This is a genomic window from uncultured Rothia sp. (assembly GCF_963507905.1).
In the GTDB taxonomy this organism is placed as follows: Bacteria; Actinomycetota; Actinomycetes; order Actinomycetales; family Micrococcaceae; genus Rothia.
The window spans coordinates 49764-68132 of the sequence record NZ_CAUOUU010000006.1 but is presented as its reverse complement, the minus strand read 5'-3'; the positions used below and the strand labels follow the sequence as shown (position 1 = coordinate 68132).

General features: G+C 59.6%; 14 protein-coding genes. 1 reads left to right on the top strand and 13 read right to left on the bottom strand.

Going from position 1 to position 18369, the window contains the following annotated elements; translation table 11 throughout:
• From RQ593_RS05450 to RQ593_RS05435, 4 genes are all read right to left on the bottom strand, one after another.
• On the bottom strand, positions 1-771 hold the full coding sequence (locus RQ593_RS05450) for a heme ABC transporter ATP-binding protein (RefSeq protein WP_311450024.1): 771 nt from the start codon (positions 769-771) through the stop codon (positions 1-3).
• Positions 768-1847 carry an iron ABC transporter permease gene (locus RQ593_RS05445; protein ID WP_070688105.1) on the bottom strand — a complete coding sequence of 360 codons (1080 nt, stop codon included), beginning with the start codon at positions 1845-1847 and terminating at the stop codon, positions 768-770. Before RQ593_RS05445 ends, RQ593_RS05450 begins: the two co-directional genes overlap by 4 nt.
• Positions 1847-3010, bottom strand: a complete 1164-nt coding sequence (locus RQ593_RS05440) for a hemin ABC transporter substrate-binding protein (RefSeq protein ID WP_096740814.1) — start codon at positions 3008-3010, stop codon at positions 1847-1849. The genes RQ593_RS05445 and RQ593_RS05440 overlap by 1 nt, the downstream gene beginning before the upstream one ends.
• Positions 3011-3194: 184 nt before the next feature.
• Positions 3195-5534, bottom strand: a complete 2340-nt coding sequence (locus RQ593_RS05435) for an HtaA domain-containing protein (protein WP_311450023.1) — start codon at positions 5532-5534, stop codon at positions 3195-3197.
• Between the two features lie 236 nt (positions 5535-5770).
• On the opposite strand from RQ593_RS05435, the gene RQ593_RS05430 reads away from it, so the two are divergent.
• Positions 5771-6433, top strand: a complete 663-nt coding sequence (locus RQ593_RS05430) for a biliverdin-producing heme oxygenase (protein WP_311450022.1) — start codon at positions 5771-5773, stop codon at positions 6431-6433.
• Between the two features lie 130 nt (positions 6434-6563).
• Here RQ593_RS05430 and purL read toward each other — a convergent pair whose 3' ends face one another.
• The 9 genes from purL to RQ593_RS05385 all read right to left on the bottom strand — a co-directional run bounded on the left by purL (position 6564) and on the right by RQ593_RS05385 (position 18142).
• Positions 6564-8882: a phosphoribosylformylglycinamidine synthase subunit PurL gene (gene purL / locus RQ593_RS05425; protein WP_060823960.1), complete on the bottom strand. Its 2319-nt coding sequence runs from the start codon at positions 8880-8882 to the stop codon at positions 6564-6566.
• Between the two features lie 25 nt (positions 8883-8907).
• The gene (gene purQ, locus RQ593_RS05420) at positions 8908-9720 is read right to left on the bottom strand and encodes a phosphoribosylformylglycinamidine synthase subunit PurQ (RefSeq protein ID WP_012904196.1); all 813 of its coding nucleotides are present in this window, start codon (positions 9718-9720) and stop codon (positions 8908-8910) included.
• A 5-nt stretch (positions 9721-9725) separates the two neighbouring features.
• Complete coding sequence (purS, locus tag RQ593_RS05415; protein ID WP_005507194.1) at positions 9726-9977, bottom strand: phosphoribosylformylglycinamidine synthase subunit PurS; 252 nt, start codon at positions 9975-9977, stop codon at positions 9726-9728.
• Between the two features lie 122 nt (positions 9978-10099).
• A complete protein-coding gene (locus RQ593_RS05410; RefSeq protein ID WP_311450021.1) occupies positions 10100-11050 on the bottom strand; it encodes a 3-methyladenine DNA glycosylase in 951 nt (316 codons plus the stop codon).
• A 52-nt stretch (positions 11051-11102) separates the two neighbouring features.
• Positions 11103-11762 (bottom strand): PIN domain-containing protein, encoded by a 660-nt coding sequence (locus RQ593_RS05405; protein ID WP_311450020.1) that lies wholly within the window; start codon positions 11760-11762, stop codon positions 11103-11105.
• Positions 11756-12220: an excisionase family DNA-binding protein gene (locus tag RQ593_RS05400; protein ID WP_311450019.1), complete on the bottom strand. Its 465-nt coding sequence runs from the start codon at positions 12218-12220 to the stop codon at positions 11756-11758. Before RQ593_RS05400 ends, RQ593_RS05405 begins: the two co-directional genes overlap by 7 nt.
• A 221-nt stretch (positions 12221-12441) precedes the next feature.
• On the bottom strand, positions 12442-13737 hold the full coding sequence (locus tag RQ593_RS05395; RefSeq protein WP_311450018.1) for an aspartate kinase: 1296 nt from the start codon (positions 13735-13737) through the stop codon (positions 12442-12444).
• Positions 13738-13924: 187 nt separating this feature from the next.
• Entirely contained in the window at positions 13925-15076 is a 1152-nt protein-coding gene (gene recR / locus RQ593_RS05390; RefSeq protein WP_311450017.1) for a recombination mediator RecR, read from the bottom strand.
• Between the two features lie 171 nt (positions 15077-15247).
• Entirely contained in the window at positions 15248-18142 is a 2895-nt protein-coding gene (locus RQ593_RS05385) for a DNA polymerase III subunit gamma and tau (protein ID WP_311450016.1), read from the bottom strand.
• Positions 18143-18369: the final 227 nt, after the last annotated feature.

The window sequence follows — 18369 nt, the reverse complement described above, 5'->3', positions numbered from 1 at the left end:
TCAGCGCTCGGGCAGAATCAACAAACGATTCGTCACCGGATGCCTCAACACCTCAATCGGATGCTGATACACCTCAGACAACAACTCCGCCGAACACACCTGCTCAGGGGCGCCCGAAGCAACCACCTCACCACCACGCAACAACACCATACGGTCAGAATACGCAGCCGCCACATCCAGATCATGAAGCACCGTCAGCACCGCAGCACCCTCAGCAGCCAACTCACGGCTCACCCGCAACGTCTGCTCCTGATGCGTAATGTCCAGAGCCGCAGTCGGCTCATCCAAAAGAATCAGCGGAGTCTGCTGAGCAAACACACGCGCCAAATGCGCACGACCACTCTCACCACCGGACAGAGTCGTAATATCGCGATCCGACAAATGAGTCACCGACGTACGCTCCATCATCGAAGCAACCACGGCGTCATCCTCTTCAGCGCGCTCCGTACCCTTCCACGGGGTGCGGCCCATCTGAACCACCTCATGCACCGTGTACGAAAACGCCACATTCAACTTCTGCAGCAGCATCGCACGCTGACGCGCCATCTGACGGGCATGAATCGAACCCAGAGGGGCGCCATCCAGCAGAATCTCACCGTTACTGGGCGCAATATCACCAGCAATCACACCCAATAGAGTCGACTTACCGGCACCATTAGGGCCAATCAGCGACACAACCTCGCCCGCAGCAACAGACAGAGACACATCATTCAAAATCTGACGCCCACCAGCGTTAAAACACACACCGGACAGGCTCAACAACTCACTCACGAAGCACCTCCGCCCTGACCCAGGGAACGACGCAACAACACGAAGAACGTCGGGCCGCCCACCAAAGCCGTAAAAATACCAATCGGCAAATCAGCAAAAGGTACCAGCGTACGCGCACCCAAATCAGACAGCGCAATCAACAGGGCGCCACCCAAGGCCGAAGCCGGCAACAACACACGGTTCGACGGACCCAAAATCATGCGCAACAGGTGAGGAATAATCAGACCAATAAACGCGATAATGCCCGCATACGCCACCGCAGCACCTGTCAACAAAGCCGTCGCCGCAATAGACACCGCACGCAGACGCTCCACATTCACGCCAGAATGCTGCGCCGCACGCTCACCCAACGCCAGAACATCCAGCGAAGAAGCCATCACAAAACACGCCACCAAACCGATCAGAATAACCGGCCACACGCTCGCCACAGCCTTCCACGTGGAGCCGTTCAGCGAACCCATCTGCCAGAACACAATCTGATCGCGGCTCGTCGTATCAGCAATAAACATGAGGAACGCAATAATCGCATTCGCCACCGCAGTCACCGCAATACCCGTCAAAATCATCGACAGAACCTTCGCGCGGCCCGAAGATCGCGACAGGAAATACACCAGCGCGGTAGCCGCCAGCGCACCCACAAACGCGAATGCAGGAGTCGTGAAAATACCGAAGAACTGCAGGTTCAACACAATCGACAAACACGCGCCAACTGCCGCACCCGAGGAAACACCAATCACGCCCGGCTCAGCCAACGGGTTACCAAACACCGACTGCATCACCGCACCGGAAGTACCCAAAGCGGCACCCACCAGCACGCCCAACAGCACACGCGGGAAACGGATATTCCACAGAGTGCTATCCGCCAGCTGCATCGCCGGGTTCTCCGGCGCAAGACCCAGGCGGCGGCCCACAGAAGCAACCACCTGATCAGTCGGGATATTGTACTGACCCAAACCCGCAGACAGAACCATCACAACGCACAGTGCCACCGCCAAAAACGTAAACGTCAGACCGGCACGACGCCGACGCGACGCACGATAATCCCGCGCACCCGCCGCACTCTTTACGGTAGCCACTACTGGCCCCCCGCAGGAGTCGAGTACGCAGCCTTAGCCAGCGACAAAAGCACCGCCGGAGTATTCGGGCCATAGGACAGAATCTGGCCGTCACCCATATCGATAATGCGCTTATTCTTACCGGCAGTCGTCTCACCCACACCCGGGCGAGCCAAGAAACCATCCAAACCGCCGGTGGACTTAATGCCGCCGCTCATGGTCAGAATGACGTCCGGGTTCAGCTTCACCAGCGCCTCACTGGTCGCCGGAATAATATTCGTTGCGTTCTGCTCAGACGCCACATCCTTGCCGCCAATAGCCTGAATCAAATCGTCAGCGCCCGAACCCTTGCCGAGCACGAAGAACACGCCAGCGGTACCGCGCACGTACAGGAACGCGAACGACACCTGCTGCTCACCCTTCGGGGCAACGTCCTTGAGCACCTGCAGAGCATAATCCAGGTCCTTCTGCACGCGGGCAGCAACCTGTTCGCCCGCCTCCGGAACACCCAGTGCCTGCGCAACAGCCTTGAGCTGCGGAATGATCTTATCCATACGACGCTCATGATCGAAGACCACGACGGTCACACCCGCTGCGCGCAGCTGATCCACAATCTCAATCGGGCCGTTGCTCTTATCCCACAGCACCAGGTCCGGGGAGGTCGCCAGAATCGCCTCAGCGTTCAGGTCGTGACCGTTCTGGGTCACCAGCGGCAGATGAGCCAGCGACTGCTCGGTCGAGGAGGTGACACGACCGACCAGGCGACCGCCCAGACCCAGCGCAATCATCTGCTGAGCCAGAGTGCCGTACAGATCCAGCGCCAGCACACGGTCAGCGGACTTAACGGTCACCTCAGTGCCGTTGAAATCCTTGAACGTCACCGGGAAAGCCGGAGTGGGGGTGTCGACCATCGGCTGAATTTCGGGGGTGTCCGCGGCGCTGTTGGGGCCGCGCAGAGCCTTCTGATCAGGGGCAATAGAAGAACGCAGCTGATCCGCCAGGTTCTCCAAAACGGTGCGGGTGCTCTGCTCATCCACCACAGCCTGCGAAGTGCTTGAAGAAGCGGCCGGGTTCTGAGTACCCACACCGCATGAGCTCAGCAGGAACGCGGAAGTGATGGAGAATGCCGCATACTTCATTGCATCGCGGCGGTTCAGGGCAGAAGAGGAAAGGGAAGAAAACATCGTAGTCTCGTAGAAAAAAGGGGAGCTAGAAAAACTGGAGTAGGCGCCGGGGCAAAACCTGGCACCTGAAGCGGGGGCGCAGTGAAAATCTGCACCCCCGCACGGACCGTGTCGGCTCACCGGTGAACCTCATGGTTGAGTCTCACAGGCGAGCCGACAGTGTGGGCATCCTCGTGAGGTGCCGTTATGCCTTCTTGCGGCGGCGAGTGTACACGACGGTACCCGCGCCGGCTGCAACAGCGATGAAGCCTGCAACCAGGGTGCCCTCAACACCGGAGGCGCCGGTGGAAGCCAGAGGCTTGCCGGTGACCGGGTCGCAACCCTCACCCTCGTAGACGGTCTCGGACACGGTCTTGGTGGTGGTCTTCGCGCCGTTAATCGCCGCGGAGAAGCTCAGCGGAGCCATGTCCTTACCGGCGTCGTAGAAGCCAGCGAACGCCTTCGCGCCCTCAGCGGTCAGGGTGGTTGCCGCACCGTTGACGCTCACAGCGTCAGAGGAGCTCTGCAGACCCGAAAGATCCACCTTCAGCAGTGCCACCTCACCATAGTTAGTTGCCTTGCCGGAGGGGTCATTGCTGTTCATGGTTGCGTAGAGAGTGCCGGAATTGCCGTTAATCTCAAGGCGCGGGTTCGCAATGGTGGTGTCCAAAATGCCGTGGTGACCGGTGAAGCGAACCGAACCGCTGAAGGAGATAGAACCCTTACCACCCTTGAAGGTGCCGGTGCCGTTAGACCAGTTGAACGCATCCGAAGAGTAGGAGGTGCCGTTCAGCTCCCAGCTGCCGTTTGCGATGCCGCCGCGCACGTAGTTGCGGAAGGAATCACGCACGCCCCAGCCAAGGTTTGCGCTCTTAATGGTGCCGTCGGATGCGCCCTGCTCCTGCACCTCGCGGGTGCGGGTGACGGGTACGCAGACCGGCTGTGCCGGGTTGTTGCTGACAGAGCCGTTTGAGGAAGAACCGCCGTTAGAAACGCTGCCGGAGGTGCCTGCCGAACCATTAGAGCCGGAGCCGTTAGCGCCGGAGTTATCGGAGGAGTTCGAGGAGCTGTTATCGGAGGAGCCGTTCTCAGAACCCTTGTTATCGGAGGACTTGTTCTCAGAGACGCGGGGAACCTCAACGGTGTTCTCTGCGGTCCGTTCGCTGAGCTTTACGGAGAAGCTCAGCGGTGCCATGGCCTTGTCGGCACCGCGGTACTGGCCCGCGAAGAGCACAGTGGAACCTTCATCGGTGAGGGTGACTGCCGCGTTCTGCGCCGAGAAGACGCCGTCCTTCACGCTCGCGCCGGAGAGGTCCACCTCAGCGAATACCAGACCGGTCTTGGAAACGGACTTGCCGTCGAGGGTCAGCGCGTCCACGTCAGCGACCAGGGTGCCCTTGCCGTTGACGGCGACCAGGCGCATGTTCTTGATGGTGCTCTTGAGCTGGCCGTTGTGGCCGGTGAACTCTGCGGTGCCCGCAAAGTTGATCTGACCGGTCTTCGTCTCGGGGTTGTACACGCCGGATGCCTGAGTGTACTTGAAGCCGCCAGCCGGGGTCTTCTCCATACCCTCAACGTTCACGGAGCCGTGCGCGAAGCCGGTCAGGTACTTCAGGAAGGACTCACGGATATCCCAGCTGAGGGTGCCGGACTCGACGACGTTGCCGGTGACCTTCTCGTCACGCTTGGGCTCGGTGGTTGCGGCGGGGGAGGAGGGCGCCGCGGAGGTGGGTGCTGCGCTCGGCGCAGCAGAAGTGGGCTCTGCGGGCTTGGGGTCAGCGGGCTTGGGCGCCTCGCTGGTCGGCGCGGAGGAGGGCGCTGCGGTCGGCTCGTTGCTGGGCTCAGGGCTCGGCGCGGGTGCTTCCTTGGTCACGATGGTTGCGGAGAAGCCGAGTGCATCCAGCTCCTGACCTGCCTTGTAGAAGCCCGCGAAGGCGCCGGTTGCCTCTTCGGAAAGCTTGACGCGGGTGCCATTTTCCTCGTCAACGCTGGGCAGGGTGATGGTGTTACCCTCAACCTTCAGACCGGAGGCGTTGAAAGTGCCAATGGTCATGTTCTTGGTCTCGAGCAGGTCATTCGGGGTGGTGTTGCCGTTGTAGGGGCGCGACTGAACGTTGGCGCGCACGGTGCCCACGCCGTCCTTAATGGTGACGGAGAGGTCGGAGATGATGACTTCCAGCAGACCGTGGTGTGCGGTGTAGTGAATCGAGGAGCCGGTGAAGGTGACGGAGTATTCGCCGTTGGCTACGGTGCCTTCGGCGGAGGTGAAGTGGTAGGAGCCGTCTTCGTTGGTGGTGACGCCGGTCAGTTTCTGGGAGCCCTGGGAGAAGGGACCGTTGATGTAGGAGCGGAAGGACTTCTTCAGGCCCCAGTTGACGGTGACGTCCTGCAGGCTCTGCTCTGAGGCTGCGGTTACCTCACCGGCGCTGATGTGGGAGTTGGTTTCAGCTGCGAAGGCCGCGGGTACGCCAGCGACGCCGCTGAGACCGATGGTTGCTGAAGCCAAGAACGCCCAGGTGCGCTTGGTGAGAGAGGGGGTAGACATTCGGTGTCTCCTTGAATTTTGTGATTGTGGTGTTCGTATCAAGTCTAGCCCTATTAGCCTATGTTTGTGTAACTTAATGCCTAGGGTGACTTGTGCATGAGGTATACCTTAGCAAAAGTTTTTGAAAACTATTGCCAAAACCGGTTTTTGGTGACAATATGTCATTATCAGGTTTTGGTGACATCATGTCACTAAAACATTTATTGTTCACCCACAACCCACTTTAGGAACTCACAATGACCGTGACCGCCCCCGAAACCACCCAGGAACGCTTCTCCGCACGCCTGAAGGAAAGCACCAAGCACGTCCACGACAACGCCGAACACTCCACCTTCATGGAAGACCTCATGGGCGGTTCCCTCAACACCGAGGCATACCTGCGCCTCATCAACCAGTACGTGCACATCTACGAAGCACTCGAAGCAGTCTCCGCACACTACCGCGCAGAACCCAACCCCATCACCGAACCTTTCACCCACCCCGGCCTCGACCGCGCAGAATACATCCGCGCAGACATCCGCGCACTCGGCCAGGACGGCGACATCGACGCGCCCCTGCCCGCAACCGCAGAATACGTAGAGCGCATCCGCGCTACCGTCAACTCCCCCGAACGCTACCTCGCACACCACTACCTGCGCTACCTTGGCGATCTCTCCGGCGGCCAGGCAGTCGCAGCGCTGGTCAGCCGCCACTACGGCATCCCCGCCGAAGCACTGAGCATGTACCGCTTCACCGAACTGCCCAAGCCCAAGGTCTTCAAGGACGGCTACCGCGAACTGCTCGACAATGCACCCATGACCGACGAACAGCGCGAAGCCCTCATCGACGAATGCATCGAAGGCTTCCGCATCAACGCCTCCCTGTTCGCGCAGCTGGGCCGCGAGGTCGCCGAGGCATAAACCTAAACGCCTCAACGCCTAAACACCCAACGTACAAGTTCGCGGGCACAAGCCTGCGGGCATAACAAAAGGGGCGGATGCTTTCACAAGCATCCGCCCCTTTCGGCGTTTGTCTCAAACTAGCCGAAGACTAGCCCTTCGCAACCTCACCGAAGTAAGAAGCGAGAGTACCCTCGTGAGCTGCACGCAGCTCATCCAGGTCAATAGAAACCTCATCCTGGAAGTCCAGAGCGTTCGACTCAGCATCCACCACACCAATACGTGCGAAGGGGAACTGGCGAGCGGTGCACATATCCTTGAAGCGCACCTCCTCAGAACGCGGAACCGAAACCACAACGCGGCCCAGGGACTCCGAGAACAGCAGGGTGAACAGGTCCAGGCCGTCACGCTCAGCAACCTCACCCAGACCAATGCGGGCACCGGTGTTGAAACGCAGGCAAGCCTCCGACAGCGCCGCAGCCAGACCACCAGCAGACACGTCATGCGCGGCATCAATCATGCCGTCACGAGACATGTTCACCAGCATGTCACCCAGCTGACGCTCCAGAGCCAGATCAACCTTCGGCGGCTGACCGCCCAGGTGACCCTTGAAGCGAGCCCACTCGGAGCCGTCCAGCTCATCGCGAGTGGTACCCAGCAGGTAGATAGCCTGACCGTCATGCTCAGGGGCCCAACCCGAAGGGGTACGGCGGGTGACGTCATCCATCACGCCCATCATCGCCACCACGGGGGTCGGGTTAATAGCCTTGCCACCGGTCTGGTTGTACAGGGACACGTTACCGCCGGTCACCGGAACACCCAGCTCCATGCAGCCATCAGCCAGGCCGCGAACAGCCTCAGCGAACTGCCACATGACGTCCGGATCCTCGGGAGAACCGAAGTTCAAGCAGTCAGACACAGCAACGGGGCGTGCACCAACGGTCGCAACGTTACGGTACGCCTCAGCCAAGGACGCGCGAGCACCCTCGTACGGATCCAGGTAGGTGAAACGCGGGGAGGCGTCGGTCGCCAGAGCAACACCGAGGTTAGTGTTCTCGTCCACGCGCACCACGCCGCCGTCATCCGGCATGGACAGGGCGGTGTTGCCCTGAACGTAGCGGTCGTACTGGTTAGTGATCCAGGACTTGGAGCACATGTTCGGGGACGCCATGAACGCCTTGATTGCCTCGCCCAGCTCCTTACCGCGCGGGCGGGAATCGTCAGCAGCCGAACCGGTGAAGTGGTTAGCCTGAACGTCATCCTGCCACTCGGGGCGTGCGTAAGGACGTTCGTAGGTCGGGCCGTCGTGTGCAACAGTGCGGGGATCAACATCCACGATGACCTCGCCGTCCCACTCAATGACCAGGCGGCCAGAGTTGGTGACCTCACCGAGGAAGGAGTACTCCACGCCCCACTTGTTCATGATCGCTTCGAAGCGCTCCACGTTCTCGGGGGAGACAACAGCCATCATGCGTTCCTGAGACTCAGACATCAGAATCTCGCCCGGGGTCAGGGTGGGGTCACGCAGCAGAACCTTGGTCAGGTCCACGTGCATGCCGCCCTCACCGTTAGAAGCCAGCTCGCTGGTTGCGCAGGAAATACCCGCAGCACCCAGGTCCTGAATACCCTCCACCACGGAGCCCTTGAACAGCTCCAGGCAGCACTCAATCAGAACCTTCTCTGCGAAGGGGTCGCCCACCTGAACGGCAGGACGCTTCGAGGGCTTGGTGTCATCGAAAGACTCGGACGCCAGCACCGACGCACCGCCGATACCGTCGCCACCGGTGCGTGCACCGAACAGAACAACCTTGTTGCCCACGCCCGATGCGTTCGCCAGGCGGATGTCCTCGTGGCGCATAATGCCCACAGCCAGTGCGTTGACCAGCGGGTTTGCCTGGTAGCAGGAGTCGAACTCAACCTCGCCGCCGATGTTCGGCAGGCCCAGGGAGTTGCCGTAACCACCAATACCGGCAACCACGCCGCCAATAACGCGGGCGGTGTCCGGGTGATCAATCGCGCCGAAACGCAGCGGATCCATCACAGCAATCGGTCGTGCACCCATGGAAATAATGTCACGCACAATACCGCCCACACCGGTCGCAGCACCCTGGTAGGGCTCCACGTACGAGGGGTGGTTGTGGGACTCAATCTTGAAGGTAACAGCCCAGCCGTCACCAATATCGGTCACACCGGCGTTCTCACCGATACCGACCATCAGGTCCTTCTTCATCTCATCGGTGACCTTCGCACCGAACTGCTTCAGATGAACCTTAGAAGACTTGTAGGAGCAGTGCTCGGACCACATGACCGAGTACATTGCCAGCTCAGCCGCGGTAGGACGGCGACCAAGAATCTCCTTAATATCCTCGAACTCGTTCTCCTTCAGGCCCAGCTCAGCCCAGGGGAGTTCGGTGTCCGGGGTTGCCGCCGCGTGCTCGACGGTGTCGAGGTTAAACTGCTTTTCGCTCATAACTTCTTTGAATCCTTGTCGTGCGTTAGCGGGCGTTAATCAGGTTGGCAAGAACGGAGGTGAACACGCCGAGACCATCGGCGCCACCGCGCAGAGAAACCTCACCAAAACCAGAAGAGGAAGGACCGAAGCCAGGCTCCACAGCGTGCTCCGGGTGCGGCATCAGACCGACTACGTTACCGCGCTCATTGCTGATACCAGCAATGTCGTTACGGGAACCGTTCGGGTTGAAACCAACGTAGCGGAACACCACGCGACCCTCAGCCTCCAGCGCCTCCAGAGTCTTCTGGTCAGCAACATACTGACCGTCCTGGTTCTTCAGAGGAACAACAATCTCCTGGCCAGCAGCGTAGTTGCTCGTCCAGGAGGTGGAGTTATTCTCAATGCGCAGAATCTGGTCACGGCAAATGAACTTGCGGTGATCGTTCTTAATCATCGAACCGGGCAGCAGGTGAGACTCAGTCAGAATCTGGAAACCATTGCAAATACCCAGAACAGGCAGAGGTGCGGAACCGGAGGTACCAGCAGCGTTAGCGGCATCAATCACCGAACGCATCACAGGAGCCTTCGCAGCAATAGCGCCAGCACGCAGGTAGTCACCGTAGGAGAAACCGCCAGGAATAATGACGGCATCAACGTTCTTCAAATCAGCGTCGTCGTGCCACAGCTCAACGACGGTACCGCCAGCCAAACGGACAGCACGTGCAGCGTCACGGTCATCCAGAGTGCCGGGGAAAGTCACCACGCCAACGCGTGCATCAGCGAAAGCGGGGTTCGGGGAGTAAGTAGAAAAGTCGCCAACCAGGGGGACTTCAGTAGGTGCGAGGGACTCTGCCATAGGTATTAGTCCTCCAGAACCGAAACGTTCACAACATCTTCGATGACGGGGTTCGACAGCAACTCTTCAGCAGCCTTGCGGGCAGCTGCGAGGTGCTCCTCGGTTGCCTCACCCTCGACGGTCAGCTCGAAGCGCTTACCCTGGCGAACATCAACGAAAGAATCAACGCCGATACGGGGCAGCTCGTGAGAAATAGCCTTACCCTGCGGGTCAAGAATTTCGGGCTTGAGCATAACATCAACAACAATACGGGCCATGTGTGGGCACTCCTTGGGTGCGTGGGTTCTGTATGAGCCGTATCTCATCTTACCGTACTAACGACCGTAACGGGGGTATGTGTTCGGTTGGTGGATACCCTAAGAGGCTCGAATCACGTCTTTTACGCCTCGAGGGGTGGAAGATAGCGCTCGCACACCCGCAGCAGACGCTCACGCAGCTCAATCGAACGCTCCGACAGCCCACGCTGAATCCGCACGTACTCAGCCTTACCCTCGGTCGTCTCCACCGGAATCGGCTCATACCCCCAGTCACGAATATCGTAGGGGGCCGCGCGCATATCCAGTTCGCGCGCATCCCACGCCAGGTCGAAACAATCCATGACCAGGGTCGAATCAACCAGCGGCAGCAGCTTGTACGCCCACTTGTACACGTCCATGTTCGCGTGCAGGCATGCCGGCTGCTCCAGGACACGCTGCGTCTCGCGGGTCGGCTGCAGCTCGTTCATCGGTGCCGCCTGCGGCATGAAGAAACGGAACGCATCAAAATGCGAGCAACGGATGCGGTGCTCCTCCACCACACGGTCCGTACCCTCCGCACCCAGGCGCAACTGCAGGTAGTCGTGGCGGATATTGTTCTCCACCGACTTGTACGCCATCGCCCACTCGTGCATGCCGAAGCAACCGAACTGACCCTTCTTCGCGGCGGTGTTGCGCAGAATCTCGTGGGTAAAGGCGAGGGCGGTAGCGCGGCGCTCCACAAAATCGGTGACGTCCACGGTGACGGCGGAGGCGGCATCCGCCTGGGCGCGCGCCACCTGCAGGGTGCAACCAGCTTCAAGGAGTTCCTGCTCGGTTGCGGGCCGGTAAAAACGCCAGGAGGCGCGTTCGGGCGCATCCAGCAGGATGATGCCGGCGCCGGGGTGCCAGCGCTTAAACTGGCCGGGCTTGAGCGTGTAGTAGGTGAAGAGGAAGTCCTCCACGGGGTGCACTTCGTGGCGGGCGCGACGCTGCGCAAACGGGTCGGCGTAGCGGCCGGCACGCGCCTCATGCGCTGCCTGGGCGGCACGCCATTCGCGGGCATCCATCACCTGGGAAAATACAACACTACTCATGCTTCTAGCCTAAACGATGCTGTGACAAGGTAGCGGATGTAGCAATGTCTATCTAGTTACTAGAAGACCGGGCTTTGAACTCACGCTCAAAATCGACAAACTGTGGGCTATTAATCACTGCAGTCCGAAGATAGCGGGCAAATTGACCCGCTCCTGCTCGTTCAAGTGCGCGAGGAATATCAGTCTCCGTGAATCCCTTAGAGTGAGCATAAGATTCCTGGAAAAGATAGACCTCCGCAAATAAGGAGGGATGAGCGTATTCGGTGAATTGCATCAGAAAATCATCCGCGCTGAGTGTCTCATAATTTTGAATATTCTGAGCTTCTTCCGTGGAAGCATAATCGAGCAGTTTGCGGTCATCGGTGACTAATGCGTGCATGCCGCCGTGTTGGGCAGCAGCATGTACATGAAGATCGTTTATATCGGGAAAGCCAGCAACTGGTTCAACAGGGAAACCTGCGGTTAGGGACTTGCAGGATGTCAGGATTTGTTGTTTCCATTTCTCAATTTTTGCATCATGAATCATCGGGTCCTTTCGGCGTGTGTGGTATCCAAACTCATCCATGATTCCGGTGGATACGTATGGAGCGAAAAATCTGTAGTCACTCTCCTTTGTCAAAAGGAGAATCCAATCGCGAAGAGTCTTAGACATCAGAATGTTCGTATCCAGTAGGACAGATTCAGCATCTGATAATGTACTCTCTTTTACCACGCAGGTCCTCCGATAATGTCGTTGAGATTGTTCTCTTCCTCAAATTTCCAAAGGTCTTTGAGAGCTTGTTCCTTTTGAGCGATGGTCTTCTCCAAAAGGGTCTTGCGGAAAACTTCTGCGTCCCCGGTGCGGATGCGGAAATGGCTTCCTACTTTGAACGCGGGGAGCTCGCCGGAACGAATAGCCTTCATAAGGGTCGGGCGTGAGATGCCAATGCGACGAGCTGCCATAGTAGTGGTCAAGTACTGTGGGCTGGTCTGAATCTCGATGCGCTGGCCCTGTGCTAAAGCATGCAAAACCTGTTGAATAACTTGGCTAAGCGCATCACCGATTTCCTGGCTTTCATTCCCTGAAACGGTCAGAGTAACGGCAGTTTCGTTTGAGTTCCCAAGTAGCTTTTTTGCTTCGGTTTGGGCTTGATTAAGGGTTTCTTCCTGCAGGAGTTGGGTGTTGGGCATCTTTGTTCCTTCCTTGTATTACTGGATTGCATTTGGTGCTTAGCTCAAGTAAGTTAGAACCTCGCAAAATGTAGTCCAGTAGCTATAACTCTACCTTGTATCTGAAATAACTGTAAAGTATTTCAGTTATTTCACCTATAGACAGACAAAGGGGAGGGGCGGTGCCGAGAAAACCCAGCACCGCCCCTCCCGAAGCGTACAGCTCACAAACGAGCTAAACCTTAGCGGCCAGTACCACCGTAAACAGTAGCCTCGCCCTCAGCGTCCAGACCGAACGCAGTGTGCACCGCGCGAACAGCCTCATCCAGCTTGCTCAGCTCAGTAATCACCGAAATACGAATCTCCGAGGTCGAAATCATGTCAATGTTCACGCCAGCGTTAGACAGGGCCTCAAAGAAAGTGAACGAAACACCCGTGTTAGTCTTCATGCCCGCGCCAACCAGCGACAGCTTACCAACCGACTCGTTGTAAATAACCTCTTCAAAGCCCAGCTCAGCCTTAGCAGCCTCCAGCGCCTCCAGCGCGGTGGGGCCTTGAGTCTGATCCAGGGTGAAGGAAATATCGGTCACACCGGGGCGGTCAGTCGGAACGTTCTGAACAATCATGTCCAGGTTAACCTTCGCCTCATTAATCAGGCCGAACACCTTAGCTGCCGAACCGGGAACATCCGGAACACCAACAACAGTAATCTTTGCGCGGGTGCGATCGTGCGCGACACCAGAAATCAGGGGCTGCTCCAAGGGAATCTCCTTCAGATGGGTGGGGGTCAGTTCCGCGGACTCCTCCGGAACCACAATAGTGCCTTCAAGGTTCGAGAACGAAGAACGCACGTGAAGCTTCAAATTAAAACGACGAGCATACTCAACACTGCGCAGGTGCAGAATCTTCGCACCGTTAGCCGCCATCTCCAGCATCTCTTCACTGGTGATGGTGTCCAGCTTGTGCGCGGTCGGCACGATGCGCGGGTCGGCAGTGAACACGCCGTCAACATCCGAGTAAATCTCGCACACATCAGCGTTCAGAGCAGCAGCCAGGGCAACAGCAGTCGTATCAGAACCGCCGCGGCCCAGAGTCGTAATATCGCCGCTCTGACGGTTCATACCCTGGAAACCAGCAACAATCGCAATGTTGCCAGCCTCAATCGACTCGCGGATACGCTCCGGGTTGACCTCAACCAGACGCGCAGAACCGTGCACGCCGTCAGTAATCATGCCAGCCTGAGAACCAGTGAAAGACTGGGCCTTAGCACCCAGGTCGTTAATAGCCATCGACAGGATGGCAGTCGAAATGCGTTCACCGGCAGTCAGCAGCATGTCCAGCTCACGGGAAGGAGTGACATTGCTGGTGACCTCTGCGGCAAGGTCGAGTAGCTCATCGGTGGTGTCACCCATAGCGGACACCACGACGACCACATCGTTACCTGCCTTCTGAGTGTCCACAACGCGGCGGGCAACGCGCTTGACGCCCTCCGCATCCGCTACGGAGGAACCGCCGAACTTTTGGACGATCAGGCTCATTGATATCTCCAGGTCAGTTACTTGTGTGCTGCCGGCAGACGCCGGCTCCTCATTTATAGTAGACGGCGTTCAGTACAAGCGGCTAACTGTGCACCCGTATGTATTGCCCCGTGAAATATTACGTAGTATTACGGGGCGGTGATACGGGGTGCGGAGGCGGGTGCAGCACGCCCGCGGAGGCGAGTTTTTAGGTCCACGGGTTCACGTACGTGACACCCGGCAGCGGCGGAACATCCGGCTTCGGAGTACGCAACGGGGCGTTCTGGATCGAGCGGATCTTCTCCTCATAGTCGGGGGTGCGGAATACCTCCGGCGCATCTTCTGCCTGCTCGGCTACGGGTGCTTCAGCGGATTCGGAGGCGGCACTCGCCGGGGCTTCCTCAACGGAGTCTTCGCTCAGGTCAGGGGTGGATTCTGCTGATTCGGGCGTAGAGTCCGCGCCGGAATCGGTGGGTGAGACCTCGCGGCGGGATTCTTCCTCGCCGGATCCCTCAGCCTCCCGCAGAACCTGCTCAATCAGCTGCTCATCCACCGTGCCCTGCACACCCTCAGCGGCGGGCGCCTCCGCGCGGGAATCGGCAGAATCCTCAGAATCCAGGTCATCAAACATGCTCGAATTCCAGCGGCGACGACTCTGCTTCGCCTCCTGAGCCTGAACCTGAGCCGCCTGCTCACGCTCCTGCTCCTCCTCGCGGTTCACGCGCTCAAAATCCTCGGCGGCAGTATGAGCCACCGCCGTGCCCTCGCTAATGACGCGGCGGCCCTCCAACGCGCGGCCCAGGGTAATCTCGTCCGCATACTCCAGGTCGCCACCGACCGGCAGACCCGACGCCAGGCGCGACAGACGCACACCCAGCGGCACGAGCATGCGCGACAGGTAGGTTGCGGTCGCCTCACCCTCAAGGTTCGGGTCCATCGCCAGAATAATCTCCTGGATGCGCTCATCCGCCAGGCGGGACACCAGCTCACGGATACGCAGCTGCTCCGGACCCACACCAGCCAGCGGGTTAATAGCGCCGCCGAGCACATGGTAGCGGCCGGTAAAGGAACGGGTGCGCTCAATCGCCACCACGTCCTTCGACTCTTCGACCACACACAGCACGGACGGGTCGCGGCGCTCATCACGGCAGATGGTGCACAGCTTCGTCTCGGAGACGTTGCCGCACTCCTCACAGAAGCTGACACTGGTCTTCACCGTGGAAATGGCGTTGGCTAGGCGCGCCATATCGGCTGCATCCGCATTCAGAATGTGAAAAGCGATGCGCTGAGCCGACTTGGGACCCACACCCGGCAGGCGGCCGAGCTCGTCAATGAGGTTTTGAACTGCTCCCTCGTACATGGCTTCTCCTTACAAATGCGGTGTGTTGTGCCGGTGTGTTGTTCTTTGGCGACGTTATGAGTATGCACCCAACCCCTGACAGTTTAGGGGCGTTTCGCGTAGCGAGTATGCGGCTGGAATGAGTGCGCCCGCCATCGGTTCGATGGCGGGCGCGGCACCTACGACCCCGTATTAGGGCTGGTGCAGGGGGCGTTCGTCAATGACGGTGCCACCAATAATTTTTTCGATAGCGCGCAGACCGATGAAGGTGCTGTTTTCGACCTTCTCATCATCCTCAGAGACGTAGTCCTCATCGGATGCGGCGCGTGCCGGGCGAGTCGGTGCCGCCGGTGCGCTAGGAACCGGTGTGCTAGGAGTCGGCGCGCTAGGAACCGGTGTGGCAGGTACGTTAGAAGCCGGCGTTGCGGGCTTCTCATCGCTTGCCGGAGCATTATCAGCCACAGCTGCCTGCGGTGCCTCAGCCAACGGACCTGCAGGTTCAACCGGGTGTGCCGAATCCTGCGGTGCTGCCTGCGGGGAAGCCGCCAACGGACCCGCCGCCAGGGGTCCTGCCGGGGCAACCGGAGCAGCAAGCGGCCCAGCCGGTGCTACAGGCTCAGCAGGTATTGCGGGTGCCTCAACCGGTTCAGCGTAGGGAGGCTCATCCTCAAAAGGGGGCTCCTCCTCATACGGAGGTTCCTCCACGTGAGGGGGCTCCTGTGCTTGCTGGGATTCAGCAGCGCTCTCCTGCTGCGGAACTCCACTACCGGAGGCAGCAAAGGAATCACGCTCGCCAAAACCGCCCGCCGGACTAGTTGGCACCTGCTGAGGAAGCGGGGGCTCAGGCGCAAGCGGACCAACCGGTGCCTGCAGGGCAACCGGGGCAACTGGGGCAGTCTGCTGAGGTGCCTCCTCGGGGGCGCTCTGCGGAATCGGGGCAACCTCCCACGCACCCAGGGGTGCATCCACGCTCGTGGACTCGGGGGTGTTTGCGCCGGTCAGCGGCTGACCGTGGCGACGCCACGCATCCTCACCGCCACGCGGACCATCAGCCAGCGGCGCCGGCTGAGCGGGCTGCGGGGGAGTCTGCTGAACGGGCTGCTGAGGCGCCTGCGGGGCAACAGCCGCCGGAACTGCAGGCTGCGCTGCGGGAGCACTGGACGCTGCGGGCTGAGCTGCAGGGGCAGGCTTGGTCTGTTCACCGGGCTTCGCCACCTGAGCGTGAATGGTCACCTGACGGCGCAGGAACTCACTCACGCGGGCGGTCAGCTCGGGCACAAAACCCTTGACCGCGCGTAGGGTCGCAATATCGGCGCTCACGTACAGGGTCGCGCCGTCCATGCGGGCGGGACGCACCTTCATCAGCTGCTCCGCCGCACCCGGAACGCTCATTCGGTTAAGGATGGCACGCCAATTACCCTGAACCGCCGCCAGCGGATCGTTCGGGTTAAGCTTCAAAGGCGCGGAGGGGGTACCTGCCGCAGCGGCATCAGTTGCAGGAGCAGCCGGGGTATTCGGCGCCTCCGGAGCATGAGGTGCCGCCGGGGTGTTACCCGCCAGGGGAGCACCAGCCAGGGGAGCACCAGCCGGAGTAGCGGGGGCCTGCGCGGTCGGTGCTAGAGGTGCACCGCTAAGGGGCGCAGCGCCAAGGGGCGCGCCCGCCAGCGGGGGAGCACCCGCGCTAGCCTGCTGGGGAGCTGCCTGCTGAGAACTGCCCTGCTGAGGTGCTGCCTGCTGAGAAGTAGGCTGCTGTGCGGGCTGAGCCGCCTCCTGAGCTGCTTCCTGAATCGGGGCGCTAGGAGTCTGCGTATTAGGAGCCTGAGCCTTAGGCATCAGGCCAGCCGCCGCCATACCCGCCGCACGAGCAGCAGACATGCCACCCTGCGCCGGAACTGAACCAGCAACACCAGAAGCCACGCGACGCTCCAAAACCTGCAGACGAGAAGCCAACGCCGCCACCTCAGCGCCACCGGCAGAACCCTCCGCCGCAGGCAGAAGCAGACGAGCACACAGCAACTCCAGCTGAAGCTGCGGATTCGCCGCACCCGTCATACCATTCAAAGTCTCATTCGCCGTACCCGCAGCAACCGTCAGCTCGCGCTCACCCAGAGCCTGAGCCTGCTGAGCCAAACGCTCCAACTGATCCTGCGGAACACCCTGCAAAATCTGACCGGCAGCCTGCGGAACAGCCTTCACCACAATCAAATCACGCAGACGCTCCAGCAGATCCTCCACAAAACGGCGAGGATCCTGACCGGTCGCCACCACACGAGACACCGCACCAAAGAGAGTCGGCGCATCCTTCGCACCCAACGCCTCAATAACCTCATCCAGAAGCTGCGCGTGGGTATAACCCAGCAGCGCCACCGCACGGTCATACTCAATACCGCTCTGCGAAGACGCACCAGCCATCAGCTGATCAAGAATCGACAGCGAATCACGCACCGAACCGCCACCAGCACGAATCACCAGCTGCAGCACACCCGGCTCCACAGCCATCTGCTCCTGATCGCACAGACCCTGCAGGAACGGCAGAAGAACCTCCGGCGGAACCAGACGGAACGGGTAATGGTGAGTACGCGAACGAATCGTACCCAGCACCTTATTCGGCTCAGTCGTCGCAAAGATAAACTTCACGTGCTCCGGCGGCTCCTCCACAATCTTCAGCAGCGCATTGAAACCCTCACGGGTCACCATATGAGCCTCATCAATAATGAAGATCTTGTAACGGTCACGCACCGGCGCCAAAGTAGCGCGCTCACGCAAGTCACGGGCATGATCCACACCGCCGTGGCTCGCCGCGTCCATCTCAATCACGTCAAGGGAACCGCCACCATCACGCGACAGCTCACGGCACGAATCGCACACACCGCACGGAGTAGGAGTCGGGCCCTGCGCACAGTTCAAGCAACGCGCCAAAATACGCGCCGACGTGGTCTTACCGCAACCACGCGGACCCGAAAACAGGTACGCGTGATTCACACGGTTCTTCTCCAGAGCGACCATAAGAGGTTCGGTCACGTGCTCCTGCCCGATAACCTCAGCAAAGGTCTCGGGGCGATAACGACGATAAAGGGCAGTGCTCACGGCAACCTCTTCAACTCGGGGTGCGGATAGGACAATCCCTACCATTTTAGACGCTTTACCCCCGGCCCGAGTGGCCGATAGTCACCGGCGAACACGCTGCTACAGCACCCCAGCACAACACCGCCACCGTGACATCTACTATGGACGCTCACCCGGGCGGCATGTACGCCCACAGAAATACCGCGGAGGCGCCGAATTCCCAAGAACCCAAAAATCCGGTACACTGG

Bases quoted from the DNA above. Each gene is read 5' to 3' on its own strand.
- RQ593_RS05440 (WP_096740814.1), bottom strand. From the start codon at position 3,010: ATGTTTTCTTCCCTTTCCTCTTCTGCCCTGAACCGCCGCGATGCAATG.
- RQ593_RS05435 (WP_311450023.1), bottom strand. From the start codon at position 5,534: ATGTCTACCCCCTCTCTCACCAAGCGCACCTGGGCGTTCTTGGCTTCA.
- RQ593_RS05430 (WP_311450022.1), top strand. From the start codon at position 5,771: ATGACCGTGACCGCCCCCGAAACCACCCAGGAACGCTTCTCCGCACGC.
- purL (WP_060823960.1), bottom strand. From the start codon at position 8,882: ATGAGCGAAAAGCAGTTTAACCTCGACACCGTCGAGCACGCGGCGGCA.
- purQ (WP_012904196.1), bottom strand. From the start codon at position 9,720: ATGGCAGAGTCCCTCGCACCTACTGAAGTCCCCCTGGTTGGCGACTTT.
- purS (WP_005507194.1), bottom strand. From the start codon at position 9,977: ATGGCCCGTATTGTTGTTGATGTTATGCTCAAGCCCGAAATTCTTGAC.
- RQ593_RS05410 (WP_311450021.1), bottom strand. From the start codon at position 11,050: ATGAGTAGTGTTGTATTTTCCCAGGTGATGGATGCCCGCGAATGGCGT.
- RQ593_RS05400 (WP_311450019.1), bottom strand. From the start codon at position 12,220: ATGCCCAACACCCAACTCCTGCAGGAAGAAACCCTTAATCAAGCCCAA.
- RQ593_RS05395 (WP_311450018.1), bottom strand. From the start codon at position 13,737: ATGAGCCTGATCGTCCAAAAGTTCGGCGGTTCCTCCGTAGCGGATGCG.
- recR (WP_311450017.1), bottom strand. From the start codon at position 15,076: ATGTACGAGGGAGCAGTTCAAAACCTCATTGACGAGCTCGGCCGCCTG.